The organism is Planotetraspora silvatica (genome assembly GCF_016863315.1).
In the GTDB taxonomy this organism is placed as follows: Bacteria; Actinomycetota; Actinomycetes; order Streptosporangiales; family Streptosporangiaceae; genus Planotetraspora; species Planotetraspora silvatica.
In genome coordinates this window covers 83227-97485 of record NZ_BOOQ01000047.1, presented here as the reverse complement: position 1 = coordinate 97485, position 14259 = coordinate 83227, and the positions used below count along the sequence as shown (strand labels likewise).

Sequence of the window (14259 nt, the reverse complement as noted above, 5' to 3'; positions counted from 1 at the left end):
ACCGCCCGCCTACAGCGTCTCCTCGAACCACTCGCCGGTAGCGCGCGGAATGTCACTACGGCCACTCCATTTTCCCTCGTCGCCTTGAATCCCTCGGAGCGTGAGGTGGCCGTCCTACTTCACGCCGACACTCGATCAGGCGCGAGGAGGAATGAATTCACGTCAGGCCCAAAATCCTCCCCTAGTGGACGCCAACGTACTCTTTGAGCGTGTTCTGTTATGGCCCCATGGACGGTGCGTCGGAGCCCAGGTCAGATATTTCGACTGGCGTGGACCTCAGTCGATCATCACGGTGTGGCTGGCGTGGCAGGAGTCGCGAATGGGGGATTCTGGCGGGTCTGCTACGGGCGGCCGAGAAAGGCCGCGGTGGGGTATTGCTGGTCGAGGGCCAGCCGGGGATAGGCAAGAGTCGGCTACTCGCAGAGGCGATCGATGCCGCAGCGGAGCGGGGATTCACGCACGGCCACGGCGCGACAGACGATCCACGCCAGCTGAAACCGCTGGCACCGCTGATGGCAGCGCTCGGGGAGTCGATCCAGACACTGCTAACGGCCCGCGAGATAGTGCCCTCGGACGCCGTTGACCTGCGCTTGTGGCTGGCAGACGAGATACAGGCCCGGCTGGAAGAGCGGGTCGCACACGGCCCGCTGCTGATTACGCTTGATGATCTCCAGTGGGCTGATACGACGACGCTACTGGCGTTGCGGTCTTTGATACCTGAGCTGGCCTCCTATCCGCTGGTGTGGATTTTGTCCCGTACGACCGGCATCGGCGACTCAGATGTGGACAAGTTGTACGAGGTCCTAGAACGCGACGGCGCCACGCGGATCTTGTTGGAGGCGCTGAGCGAGCAAGCGGTGGCCGGGGTCATCACCGACGTGCTAGGCGCGGCGCCGGGGCCGGAGCTGCTCGCGCTGGCAGCCGGGGCGGGAGGCAACCCTTTCATGCTGATCGAGTTGCTCGCGGGACTACACAGTGAAGGCGCGGTCGAGGTGGCCGCTGATCACGCACGGCTGGTCTCGCAGCGACTCCCCCAGAGGGTGCAGGAGATCGCGCGTAACCGGCTAGGTCGGTTGCACCCTCCTACCCGCCATCTGCTGCAGGTGGCCGCTGTCCTGGGCCGTTCCTTCTATGTGAACGATCTCGCGGACATGTTCGGCGAACCCACCACCCGACTGCTGCCGGCGCTGGAAGAGGCGGAGGCGGCGGGGGTCGTGATACCAGCCGCCGATAGATTGTCGTTCCGGCACGATCTATTGTGGCGGGCCATAACCGAGACCCTCACCGAGCCAGTGCGCCAAGCTCTGCACTGGCAGGCAGCGGAAATGCTGCTTAAACGAGGCGGCTCGGCCATCCCGGCCGCCACCCACCTGATGCAATACGCCCGCCCGGGAGACATCTATGCCCTCGCCGGCCTTGACCGGGCAGTACGTGAGGTGCTGCCGTCCTCCCCGCAGACCGCAGCCGACATCGCCGCCCGAGCGGTGGAACTTTCCAGCCCTTCCGACCCAGGCCGCTTCGACCGTACGAAGACCGCGGTTCACACTCTGACGTCCGCGGGGCGGCTACGCGAGGCCGCCGAGCTCGCCCGCGCCGCGCTGTGCCACACCATGCCGCCCGGCCATGCCGCCCACCTGCGGTACCAACTGGCCTACGTCCTGATACTGGCCGGCCGACCGCTGGAGGCGGTGGTCGAGGCCGAGGAGATGCTCAGCCAGCAGGACCTCTCCGATGAATTGCGCGGCCTCGCCGAACACGTGCTGTTGACAGGGATGAACATTGGCGGCGAATACAGGCGAGGGCGGAAGCGGGCGGAAGCCACCGTGGCTGCCGAGGAGTGCCGCAATCAACCCGCACTAATGAGCGCTCACGTTCTGCTCACTAGCATCGCCCGGGCGGAGGGACGCGCTGCTGACGGGATCGGGCACATCCGCAAAGCCGCACGCTACGCGGCCAGCGGGCCTTTCCAGGCCCAGTGCCCACGCCTGTACCTGGCCAGCATATTGACCGACATGCGGCAGCTTGAGGAGGCGGAGACCCTACTCCAAGCCGCCACCGAAGAGATTACGGCGCTTGGCCACACCGCGCACGCCGCCAGCCCCGCGCTCTTCCGCGCCAAGCTTCGGCTCGCCCAAGGCCGCCTCGACGATGCCGCCGCCGAGGCCCAGGCCGGGCTGGCCATGGCCGCCGATCTGGGCATGCACATATTCGACCCTTTTGGAATCGCCGTGCTCGCCATCGTCACAGCGCGCCGCGGCGACATCGACACTGCTGCCAGACACTACAAATCTCGCCATCAGGCAGGTCAAGGCCCGGCGTACGGAATCGAATGGTGCGACTGGGGCATGGCGCTGATCACCGAGGCCCAAGACGGCCCCCATAAGACGATCGAGGTACTCAACGCCCTCTACACCGATCCCCCGCAACAATCCTCGTTGCCCATGGTGCTAATGACCGAACCCGCAGCCGCCGCGTGGCTGACCCGTCTCGCGCTCGCAGTCGCAGAACGCCCCGGTGCCGAGGTCGTTGCCGCCATGGCCGAACGCCTCGCCGAGGACAACCCCAGCTTCTCAACCTTGGCCGCCTCCGCCGCCCACGCCCACGGCATCCTCCACAACGACCCCAAGGCACTGACCCATGCCGTCTCCACCCACGTGGGGCCGTGGGATCGTGCTTCGGCGGCAGAAGACCTCGGCGTCCTGCTCGCCCGTACGGCCGGCGGCTCCGACCACGATGCCGCCATCCTCAGCCTGGACCAGGCATTCGACGGTTACCAGCAGACCGGTGCCCTCCGGGACGCGGCCCGCGTCCGCGCCACACTACGCAAACTCGGCGTGCGACGCCGCCACTGGACCACCATCGAACGCCCGACCTCTGGGTGGGCGAGCCTCACCGACACCGAACGAAATATCGTCACACTCGTCGCACAAGGACTGACCAATCCCCAAGTGGCCACCCGCCTGTTCATCTCCCGCCACACCGTCAAGTACCACCTCGGTCACATCTTCAGCAAGTTGGACATCGGCTCCCGCGTCGAACTAGCCCGTCTCGCCACTGACATACAAGCGCGCCAGCAAACCGGGCGAATCACATCGAACAGCTCGATCTTGGATGACAGTCAGGTCGAGATGTAACGTCAACAGCGCCTTCCCCCCACATGGGGGCTGCGGTGAGGGAACGACCGACCACGCCAACGTATCCGCGACATCGCCTAAAGCTCACCGTCGCACGGCGAGGCGTAATGATCACGCTCATCGGCTGCATCTCCCGTACCGAGGCGGGAGCAGGCTGACCGACCTCCCCAAGAACGCCGACGAGGGGCAACTCGTCTTGTCCGAGACCTGGTCGGTGGCCGATTGCCCGTGTATGCCAGAGGCTGGCTACAGACACCGCAGTGGGTGTAGCTCACCGCGAGTTACGGGTATCGATCATCCTTCCAGCCGCCGGTTGAGGCGATGGCCGCCTGGAAGTAGGGAGGCAATAGCGACCGCATCCGACACTCTCATAGCGGTTTTCAAGAGGGCTGCGTTCCTGATGAGAAAAGTGTCTCTGACCATGCAGGGAGCATCTTTGATGATCTTTCTCGTAGCAGATCATCCCGCGCATATCCCGCACGGATTTCACAGCCACCTCGAACCGAACCACGACTTGAGGTCGGGTCCGGGGCGGCTCGTCGTCAAGGCGCCCAGGGTAGTCGTACCGCCTCGATCTCGGTGTCGTTCAGCAGCGCTTCGATGAGAGCCGGGGGTCCGGCGACCTTGGTGGCCCACAGGTCGTAGTCGGTGCACAGGACCCATGAGCGGTCCTCGGCCCAGAGGTTGGACGGGCTGAAGTCGGCCTCGGGATTGTCGTACAAGATCTCGGCATCACCGAGACGACCCGCACGCACATGGAGGTTGTCAAAGTCGGTGGCCCCGAGCAACAGCGGGTTGTAGTAGGCCAGGCATGGAGTGTCCGGACCCGCGAAACTGTACTCGGTGAGGATGCCGATCAGCCGGTTCCAGGTCACACGATCCAGGCTCCCCTCGGTGGGTGGATCGATGCTGAGCGGCCAGCTGCCCTCCTTCTTAGCCGAGGGAAAACAACGGTAGGAGGGCAGCAGCCCGTCGGGCACGACCGGGTCGCCGGTCCGCCGGGCAAGTTCCGCCCAGCGCAGCCGCCGCCAACCGAGGCCGGGGGGCTCGGCGCGGCCCAGGCCGCCTCCCATAGTGATGCTCACAGCTTCGAAGCCGACGCCCGCGACGATGTGGGGCTGGATGCTCCCATCCGTCAGACGCGCCTGGCGATACTCGTGGTACGACACCTCGGCCGGCCCCTGGTCGTGCTCATACATGGCGTTGAGCACCCAGGCCGCATCAGGCATCGCAGGTGGCATGAACCCGGTCAGACCATCGCCGCACAGCTCCAGCAACCAATCGGTCGTACCGGTCGGCGCGAGCGGCCACAGGCCTGACAGCGGGTTCGATTCATCGGGCATACGTTCATGATCCCAGTTACCGAACTCCTGCGAAGGGCCGGCCACCATGCCCTCGCTTCCGGCCCATGGGTACGTTCCCGTGCATTAGGCGCTGACCCAGCCCTCACCGTCGCGGCCCCCAGAGTTGCACCTGGGTAGGCCGCCGATGGTTTTACAGGGCGTGAGCGTTCTCTCAGGCTGATAGCACATGACCTGCGGAAACAATCGTCTCCATATGACGCCCACTTGAGATCATTCCGCACCTATTCCGCGCGGCCCTCCGCGAAGCCTCCTGCTTACAAGGTTCCCGAATGATCTCCAGCACAGTACGAATCTGTTCGCAACGCAGGTCGGCGAACGACCGATCACTCAGATGAGTCCGGCTCGGTTCGTTGTTATCTGCCCTGGTGGTTCCCAAGGTGACTTCCAGAGTCGGAGTGGCGGACGTAGCGATTTGTCGGAGCATCGTAGCCCGCTGAACTTTGAACACTTTGAGGGATTGTCAGCCAGCACATACCCCGGATCTCCGACCATGTCCTCCTACTACAGGAGGAGCTCGGTTCCGATGGCCGCCTCAGTGCATGTCGAGACCGCTAGGCTGATTCACCGCCCCACATAACGAGAGCGGGAGCCGCTGACTCGCGGGAACCCCCTCAAGAGCGAAGGAGACGGCAGCAAGATACCCCGATGCTGCCTGCATCCGCGGAGTGACAAGATGATGATCAAGGAGCCAGGCCGGTGCACCTGAAACTCAAGCAAGAATGGATCCTTGGTGAGCGTATCGGCGGGGGCGGTTTCGGCCAGGTCTACGCCGCGATGTCAGCCACGGGTGAAACTGCGGTCGCAAAGCTTGTGCCGATGGCGCCGGGTGCCGAGCGTGAGCTCCTGTTCGTTGAACTCACCGGCGTCCGGAACGTTGTTCCGGTAATTGACAGTGGCCAGACCGACAACGCCTGGGTGATCATCATGCCCAGGGCGCAGAAGTCTCTACGCCAGCATCTCAATGAAACCAACGGCCCACTCGGCATCGCCGACACCGTCGCAATCCTGTCAGATATAGCTGTGACGCTTGCGGATCTGGACGGCAAGGTCGTCCACCGTGATCTCAAGCCGGAGAACGTCCTTCTCCTGAATGGGCGGTGGTGTCTGGCCGACTTCGGCATCTCCCGTTATGCCGAAGCTACTACAGCGCCTGACACGCGCAAGTACGCTTTGTCGCCACCGTACGCCGGCCCTGAACGCTGGCGAAACGAACGTGCGACGATCACTACTGACATCTACTCGCTCGGTGTGATTGCCTATGAATTGCTGTCTGGCATGCTGCCCTTCACCGGTTCTGACATGTATGACTTCCGCGAACAGCATCTCCACGACGACCCAGCACATCTCTCGTCAGTACCCGCACCTCTGGGCGCGCTCATTGAAGAGTGCCTGTACAAGGCCGCTGAAGCGCGTCCGAGCCCAAGCAACGTCGTGGCCCGCCTAGCACGAATTACCGAGAAGGCGCCGTCAACCGGGCTCGCCAAGCTCGAAGAAGCGAACCGTGCCGAGGCTATACGCCGCGCCGAATTAGGGCGCCGCGAGTCAGAGTTTCGCTCCGAGGCCGAGCGACGAACCGCGCTCGCCGATGCTGCGATGAAGAGCTTGGCGAGAATCGCAGATGCGCTCAAAGAAGCGATCAGCGAGGCGGCTCCGTCTGCGAAGGTGCGGGCGAAGCGCGGCGGAGGGTGGGGTATTCGGCTGAACCAGGCGGAGCTGGAGTTCGCCTCTGCAGTCATAACGTCACCGAATCCATGGGGGTCCTGGACGCCACCGTCGTTCGATGTCGTTGCCAATACAACAATTGGGATTCGGTTCCCAGTCGACCGCTACGGCTACGAAGGCCGCAGTCACTCCCTATGGTACTGCGACGCCCAGAGCAAAGGCCAGTACCAGTGGCATGAGACGGCATTCATGGTCTCACCGTTCATCGCAAAGCGTGGGCGGCAAGATCCGTTCATGATGGATCCAGGCGAGGAGTCGGCTAAGGCACTCGGGAATGGTATGGCGGAATGGCAGGTTGCATGGCCGTTCACGCCGTTGATCGTCGGCGACGTGGACGAGTTCATCAATCGGTGGGCCGGCTGGTTCGCAGACGCGGCGCAAGGACAGCTTGGCCACCCCAGCACCATGCCGGAGCGTTCACCTCAAGGCAGTTGGCGGCAGCGTTGACTGGCCGCTAAGCACCCCAGAGATGCGGAACTTCCTCGATCAGGTCGAGGCCGACTTCATCAATAACCTCGACACGGCCCCTACTTCCACGGAGCTGGCCAACCAAGCCACTGACCCAACCCGGCATACGTGCCGATCGCTGTGGCAACGAAGGCGAGAGTCCAGCCCACGACGGGCCAGAACCGACCCTTCTTCGGCTCCGCGGCTGGGTTCATAGTGTTCGTTATCCCGCCCGCGTCGCCTTGCGTGATGTTAACGATCGTCCCAGGGCTGTCGTGAATATGGACTCCCGGCACAGCCTTCTCCAGGGCCTCGTCTGCCTGCCGAGCAGAAAGGGCGGAGGCATGCTCATGCTTCTCGCGCAACTCGGCGATGAGCACCACCAGGGCGGTACGAATCTGGTCGACGACACCTCGCAGAGTTGCCGGTGTCACGCTCCAGAAGATGCCCGCGACCACAGTGTGTCGGTATGCCAGCGGGTCCTGCTCCTGCTTCCGTCGCGTGAGATGCGCGGCGATGGCCTGGGAGTTGCTATAGCTAATGCGAAGTCGATCCGTGCCAGCACCGTGCTCCTCAAGCTCCTTGATCGGCTCAGCGAACCGTACTTCCTCCCGAATTCCCGCCCAGACGTCTTCAGGAAGCTCCCGCCGAAGCATCTCGGGACTTATCTGCTGATTGTGGCCGTTCACGCCGTATTTGTTCGTAATCTCCAGGTACAACGCAGCCGGAACGGTGCGGTAGTCGGGGACCTCAGCACCGGCTCGATAGCCGTTTAGCTCATTCGTCGCCCAGTCACGAAGGGCGCTGGATCCGAGTCGGCCTCCCAGGGTGATGCAGAGGCGCAGGGCGTCGGACAACGCCACAGTGGGATCAAGCGCCGCATGCTCGATCTTGTCGAGGAGGGAGTCGGTCGTCTTTGACACTGTTGGAGTGTCTCGCGCAGGCTCCCCAAAACGGTAATCGCTTAGCTGCGGGTGCCCGTAGGCCCTGCCCGACTACCGGGTCAACGAACGCAGATTGACCGCCGTACGACCAAGCAAGTCTGTTGAATCTTCCCGAGTCGCTTGTCGGCCATCCTGTTCGTGATGATCGCCACCCGCCCTCCCGACATGCGCATCTTCTAAAAGATGTCCATCAGCCCGCCGGCGGGCGGGGCGACGCGCTCTGCCGTCATTGCAGTGGGCGACAAAGTGCTCCTCATGCCTATGAGGGCGTCCCACACGGCCAGCAAGACGGTGACCTGAGGGTGAGTCGCGAAGACCTACGCCTCGGGAAGCCCCCCGTCATCGAGTGCCTGGCTTGGACGGCTGGCGTACTTCTTGGGCGCGACCGCATACGTCCTTGCCAGCGAGTCTGCATCACCCGGCGGAACATGACTCGGCACGCGGCAACATGCAGCAGCATTTCGAAATCTGTACATATGGTTCCAATCCTTGGTTAGAGTCACTTACTTATCCAGCAACGAGTGACACCAGTGCCCGAAATAACCATTTGGGACAGCCGAAAAGGATCCATATGCCAAACAAATCCCGCCGCATCAGAAGTAACTTCAACCTAGGGGGCGAGCAAGCGGAGGCCGATCCACTACTGGAACTTGCTTTCTATGAGACAGGAGATTATTCGGCAATCACATCGAAACTCGATCCCCGATGCTTTCTTATTGGGCGTACCGGGAGCGGTAAGTCTGCCGCATTACAACATCTCGAGGATGCATACCCTGGCAAGGTCATTCGGATCACTCCCGAAGATCTCTCTCTTCCATACATTGTCGACCTCCAGGTAATGCGCCACCTTGACTCCTTAGACGTTAATCTTGATCTACTTTTCATTGCACTATGGAAGCATGTACTTCTTGTCGAATTGATACGCCACAGATACAAAGTAGACACTCCGGCAGCCAAGCAGAACTTCTTGTCGAATCTCCGCGAGAAAATAAAAAGAGATCCTGGCAAGCGGGCAGCTCTAGAATATCTGGACGAATTTGGCGAAAAATTTTGGTGTGAGACCGACGAAAGAGTTCGGGAGATCACGCAAAAATTCGAGCAGCGAATCGACGCGGCCACGAAAGCTAATCTAAGCGTATCGAAATCATCACTAGAAGCAAATGCTGGAACCGGGACAACGGTAGCCAACGAGTCTCGCGGAGAGCAAGCGGATCGATTTCAAAGGATCGTGAACGATACACAACTCCCTCGCCTCAACAAGATGCTCAACGTCTTGGACGAGGATATTCTCGACTCTCCACAGCATCAGACGTGGGTAGTAATCGATGATCTCGACCGCGATTGGGTTGACGAACGAATTACCAATGACCTTATCAGATGTCTATTCAGAACGGTTCTCGACCTTAAGCGAGTTAGACACCTGAAAGTACTGGTGGCACTGCGTACGAACATCTTCCGCGAACTCGACTTCGGGAGAAGAACCGGCGGGCAGGAAGAGAAGTTCCGCTCACTAGTTCTCCAGATGCGTTGGGGTAGCCAAGATCTAGAGGAGATGCTCGACGAGCGCGCCCGAATCGCTGGAAAGAATGCCGGCTTGTCGATCTCTGGCGTTCGGGACTTATTACCGACCCCCAACAAAACACGAGGCGACGCGCTTCACTATATTTTCTGTCGGACATTAATGCGACCTCGCGACAGCATCTCATTCTTCAATGAATGCTTTGCATTAACCTTCGGAAAAGAGAAACTCTCATGGAATGACGTGCATCTCGCAGAGCGCGCCTATTCGGAGAAGCGACTACTAGCACTGCGTGATGAGTGGAAGCCGACTTATCCAGACATACAAAAGGCCTTGGCCGTCTTTAAACAGGTCGATCTCCCTCTCGACAACACACGACTGGCCGAACTCCTCGACGAGGTCATGATCCTGCTCGCCGACCGGGATTTCGAAGGCGTTCGATGGCTAACCGCCCTTTCCGAGGCAATGTGGGGCGCTTCAGAGACCTTAAGCTGGACAGATCTATATCAGCCTCTAGTTAAGCTCTTCTACGACATCGGATTCATCGGCCTCGCCAAAGGCCCCGGAGAAACCGTCACGTTCTCTCATGACGTACCGGGGCTAGCAGACAGCCTACAATCCATTAGTGAGATCAAGTCCTTCTATATTCATCCTGCTTATCACTATGCCTTGGCTATCAAGAAACACGATCAATCGGAATGGAATGTGCCAACCAAGCCTCGCCGATAGGCAGAGGATTAGTTCACGCCAACTCAGACTTAGAGCAGATGATGTGGTCGTCTCCTCGTCAGGCAGGCGTAGCCATGCCGGGCCGGCCGTCTGGGGTCAAGCCGTCGATCGCGTGTACATGCTCCCGGTGACCTTCCTCGCCTGCTGGTTGTCCTGCCCGCATTCGACGGCTAGACCTTGGGCGGCTGGTCTGGCATCCCTTCGAGGGGGCTGACGAGGAGACGACCTCACCTACCCGGGCCATTTCGGCCCATCTCTGAGGAGGGCCGGGGGTGCAGGGGGCAGAGCCCCTTGAGGGTTCTCGCCCTCCGGACTCCGGCGCGCTGGACCGTCGTCGCCCTCACCCTCGGTGTGGTGTTTCGCTCGACTGGCGAGCATCACCTTGGTGGGTGTGAGCGCGTGGGCGGCGCCGGCCGGGATCGGCCGAAGAGCCGCATGCCCGGCCGGCTGGCCGACCGACGCGCGTGCGGGCCGCCGTAGGCGGGCCGCTTTAAAGGCGTAGAGAAAATTCTCATCCGGCAGGTCCACAGGTCCTGTCCTACCTCGGCTGATGCTTGACACTGCGGCCTCGGTTGATGGTCGACATGATCAATCCGGAATGGGGCCGGGGGTGCGACTCGCGGCAGAAGCGGACGTTTGATCTTGGTGCGAATCATGCCTTGAGAGTTCCTAACAGAGGCGCTACTACCGCGAGGCGAAGCCGATGGCGCTCGGCTGACCCCCTCCTTCGTGGCGGCCGCAGTACCCCCAAAGGGGGAGCGGGGCGCCACCGCGCGGCGATGCCGCGGCCGGCGGGAGCTGGGAGCGTCGGTGGTGCAGACACCCGTGGCCAACGGCTCCCGAGGAGGCATCTTGCAATTCAAGATCATGCATCGGTACTGGGTGGCAGCCATGCTGTCGGCCGGTCTCGCGCTCGGCGGATGCGGCTCCGGCGGCGGCGGTGGTGCCGCCCCGTCCGCCTCGTCGACGCTGACCGACGCCCAGATTCAATCCGTCGTGAACGAGCTGGTCCAGTGCATCCGCAGCAACGGGGCGCCGGGCCTGCCCGATGTGAAGGCGGAGAACGGGCGCGTGGTCCTGCCCGACGAGACCACCGTCGACGAGGCCACCAAGCGAAACTTGGCCGCGGCCGCGGAGGCGTGCAAGTCGATCCAGGAGCGGCTGCCGGCGTCCGTCTTCGAAAAGCCGGGGCAGGACGGCGACCAGCAGCGCAAGCCGACCGCGGAGGACGTGCCGGTGTTGCGGGAGTGGTCCCGGTGCATACGTGAGCACGGCGTGTCGGAGTGGCCCGATCCCAAGCCAGATGGCTCGTTCCCGCTCGACAACGCTGCCATCAAGGAGGGCAAGTCGGCCCGGATCGTCGCCGCGTGGCAGGCGTGCGAGCAGTACTGGAACGGCGGAATGGAACGGTCATGAGCGCGCCCTGGGGTCGACGGGTGGGGACCATCGCGGTGGTGGTGGTGCTCGGGGTCGGGTTGGCCGGCGCCGCGATGGCGGTGCTGGGGCGGCCGCCGTCGGCGCCGCCCGCACCGCAGGTGTCGACCGGCACCGCGCCGGTCACTCGGGGGATGGTCGTCGAGCGGGTGCGGTTCGCCGGCACGCTCGGCTTCGACGGCAGCTACCCGGTGGCGCACCAGGCCGCGGCCGGCATCCTCACCGCGCTCGCCGAGGCGGGTTCGACGGTCACCCGGGGCGCCGCTCTGTACGCGGTGGCGAACCAGCCGGTGCGGCTGCTGTATGGGGCGCTCCCTGCGTACCGGGACCTGCGGCCGGGGATGACGGCCGGGCCGGACGTGCGGCAGCTGGAGAAGAACATCGTCGCGCTCGGCCTGGACCCTGGGCGCTACATCACGGTGGACGAGACGTTCACCGCGGCCACCGCGGCGGCCGTGCGCCGGTGGCAGGCGAAGTGGGGCCTGCCGGCCGCGCAGCGCACCGGCGCGCTGCCGCTGGGCGCGGTGGTGTTCGCGCCCGGCGCGCTGCGGATCGCCCAGCCGCAGGCGGCGGTCGGCACGCGGGTCGGCCCCGGGATGCCGGTTCTGACCGCCACCTCCACCCACCGGGTGGTGACCGCCGACATCCCGACCGGGCGCAGTGGCTCGCTGCACCCCGGTGACGCCGTGCAGGTAACCGTGGCCGGCGCGGCACCGGTCCCCGGCACGCTGGTGCGGATGAGCCGGGTCGCCACCACGCAGCAGGACCAGAACGGCCAACCCGGCGTCGCCACCGTGCAGGTGACCGTGAAGCTGACATTGCCGCCCGGCACGGCCGATCTGGACCAGGCACCGGTCGGCCTGCTGGTCAGCTCGGCGACGAAGCAGAACGTGCTATTGGTTCCGCTGGCCGCGTTGACCCCGAAGCCCGGCGGCGGCTTCCGGGTGCGGCTGTCCACAGGGGACTACGTCGAGGTGCGGCCGGGCCTGTACGACGAGGTCGCCGGCACCGTGGAGGTGACCGGCGCGCTGACGCCGGGCCAGCTGGTGGAGGTGCCGGCGCGATGACCCCGGTCCTGGAGCTGCGCGACGTCCGGAAGATCCACCCGGGCACGCCGCCGGTGACCTCGGTCGCCGGCATCACCCTCACCATCCACAGTGGAGAGCTGGTGGCCGTGGTCGGCCCGTCCGGCTCCGGCAAGACCACGCTGCTCAACCTCGCCGCTGGGCTGGACCGGCCGACCGGCGGTTCGGTGCGGATCGCTGGCGAGCCGATCGAGCGGCTGTCCGACCGCGGTGTATCCGGGGTCCGCGCGCACCGGCTGGGAGCGGTGTTCCAGCGCTTCTTCCTGCTCGAACACCTCACCGCGCTGGACAACGTCGCCACCGGGCTGCTGTACCGGGGCGTGCCGGCAAAGCAGCGGCGGCAGGCGGCGGCGGCCGCGCTGGACCGGGTCGGCCTCGGGCACCGCGCCCGGCAACCGGCCGGCCGGCTCTCCGGCGGCGAGCAGCAGCGGGTGGCGATCGCCCGGGCACTCGTCGGCCGACCGGCGGTGCTGTTCGCCGACGAACCCACCGGCAACCTGGACACCGTCACCGGCGCCGCCATCCTCGACCTACTGCGCGAGCTGAACGCCAGCGGTACCACGATCGTGATGATCACCCACGACGCCGAGGTGGCCGCGGCCGGCAACCGGCGGGTGGAGCTACGCGACGGCCTGGTCGTGCACGACAGCGGCGGCCCGGCATGACGCCGCGGTCCCGGCTGCGCGCCGCCGACCTGCTCGCGGTCGGCACCGTGGGGCTGCGCAGCCGCCGCGTCCGGGCGGTGCTGTCGATGCTCGGGGTGGCCATCGGCATCGCCGCAGTGGTCTCCGTGCTCGGCATCACCCGCTCCAGCCAGGCAGACCTGCTGGCCCGCATCGACCGGCTCGGCACCAACCTGCTGACCGTGGTCAGCGGGCAGAGCCTGGCCGGCTCGGAGGTGCCCCTGCCGGCGACCGCGACCGGCGTGATCGCCGGTACCGAGGGGGTGCTCGCCGCCAGCGCGACCGCCGACCTGCACGGCCCCGTCGCGGCCCGGTCCGAACTGGACACCACCGGCGGCGTGGGCATCCGCGCGGCCGACACCGCGTTGCTGTCCACACTGGACGGTCAGTTGGCCGCCGGCACGTTCCTGACCGAGGCCACCGCGCGGTACCCGGCGATGGTACTCGGGCACCGGGCCGCCCAGGCACTCGGCATTGCGGACCTGGCCGGCGACCCGCGCGTCTCGGTCGGCAGCGCATGGTACGCCGTCGTCGGCATCCTCCGCCCGGTCGAGCTGGCCCCGGAGATCGACAGCTCGGCGCTGGTCGGCCTGGCGGTCGCCGCCGACCGGCTCGGCTACGACGGGCACCCGACCCGCATCTACGTGCGGACCGAGGTGGCGCGGACGACCGAGGTACGCGGGATGCTGGCCCGGGCCACCAACCCGCAGAACCCGTCCCAGGTCACGGTCAGCCAGCCGGCGGAGGCGCTGGTCGCCCGCCTCGCCGCGGCCGACGCAGGCACCGCGCTGTTCCTCGGCCTGGGCGCGGTGGCGCTGCTGGTCGGCGGCATCGGCATCGCCAACGTCATGGTGATCTCGGTGCTGGAACGGCGCGGCGAGATCGGGCTGCGCCGGGCGCTCGGCGCCACCCGAGGCCACGTCGCGGTGCAGTTCCTGGTGGAGTCCCTGGTGCTCGGCGCCGCCGGCGGCACGGTCGGTGTTCTGGCCGGCACCGCGGTCACCCACGCGCTGGCGTACCGGCACGGCTGGCAACCGCTGATCCCGCCGCTGGCGGTGGCGGCCGGGCTGGCCGCCGCGGTGGTCATCGGCGCGGTGGCCGGGGTCTACCCGGCACTGCGCGCCGCGCGGCTGGCGCCGACCGAGGCGCTGCGCACCGCGTGACGCCGGCGGCCGGCGCACGATAATGCCGGAAGGGG

Annotated in this window: 9 protein-coding genes; 7 read left to right on the top strand and 2 right to left on the bottom strand. The window is 64.9% G+C overall.

Translation table 11 applies throughout. The features are described from left to right. The first annotated feature begins 227 nt into the window (after positions 1 to 227). Positions 228 to 3134: a helix-turn-helix transcriptional regulator gene (locus tag Psi02_RS31640; protein ID WP_239095324.1), complete on the top strand. Its 2907-nt coding sequence runs from the start codon at positions 228 to 230 to the stop codon at positions 3132 to 3134. Positions 3135 to 3676: 542 nt separating this feature from the next. On the opposite strand, the gene Psi02_RS31635 is transcribed toward Psi02_RS31640, so the two are convergent. After that, a complete protein-coding gene (locus Psi02_RS31635; RefSeq protein WP_239095323.1) occupies positions 3677 to 4525 on the bottom strand; it encodes a hypothetical protein in 849 nt (282 codons plus the stop codon). 669 nt (positions 4526 to 5194) lie between these two features. Between Psi02_RS31635 and Psi02_RS31630 the strand changes: the two genes are divergently transcribed. Further along, the gene (locus Psi02_RS31630) at positions 5195 to 6667 is read left to right on the top strand and encodes a serine/threonine-protein kinase (protein WP_203979492.1); all 1473 of its coding nucleotides are present in this window, start codon (positions 5195 to 5197) and stop codon (positions 6665 to 6667) included. 80 nt (positions 6668 to 6747) lie between these two features. Here Psi02_RS31630 and Psi02_RS31625 read toward each other — a convergent pair whose 3' ends face one another. Beyond that, a complete protein-coding gene (locus tag Psi02_RS31625) occupies positions 6748 to 7590 on the bottom strand; it encodes an AbiTii domain-containing protein (protein WP_203979491.1) in 843 nt (280 codons plus the stop codon). A gap of 592 nt (positions 7591 to 8182) precedes the next feature. Between Psi02_RS31625 and Psi02_RS31620 the strand changes: the two genes are divergently transcribed. From Psi02_RS31620 to Psi02_RS31600, 5 genes are all read left to right on the top strand, one after another. Then, the gene (locus Psi02_RS31620) at positions 8183 to 9859 is read left to right on the top strand and encodes a P-loop ATPase, Sll1717 family (protein ID WP_203979490.1); all 1677 of its coding nucleotides are present in this window, start codon (positions 8183 to 8185) and stop codon (positions 9857 to 9859) included. Between the two features lie 852 nt (positions 9860 to 10711). Next, on the top strand, positions 10712 to 11275 hold the full coding sequence (locus Psi02_RS31615) for a hypothetical protein (protein ID WP_203979489.1): 564 nt from the start codon (positions 10712 to 10714) through the stop codon (positions 11273 to 11275). Further along, the gene (locus tag Psi02_RS31610; RefSeq protein ID WP_203979488.1) at positions 11272 to 12360 is read left to right on the top strand and encodes a peptidoglycan-binding protein; all 1089 of its coding nucleotides are present in this window, start codon (positions 11272 to 11274) and stop codon (positions 12358 to 12360) included. The genes Psi02_RS31615 and Psi02_RS31610 overlap by 4 nt, the downstream gene beginning before the upstream one ends. Beyond that, positions 12357 to 13043 (top strand): ABC transporter ATP-binding protein, encoded by a 687-nt coding sequence (locus Psi02_RS31605; RefSeq protein ID WP_203979487.1) that lies wholly within the window; start codon positions 12357 to 12359, stop codon positions 13041 to 13043. The genes Psi02_RS31610 and Psi02_RS31605 overlap by 4 nt, the downstream gene beginning before the upstream one ends. Then, a complete protein-coding gene (locus Psi02_RS31600; RefSeq protein ID WP_203979486.1) occupies positions 13040 to 14224 on the top strand; it encodes an ABC transporter permease in 1185 nt (394 codons plus the stop codon). Before Psi02_RS31605 ends, Psi02_RS31600 begins: the two co-directional genes overlap by 4 nt. Positions 14225 to 14259: the final 35 nt, after the last annotated feature.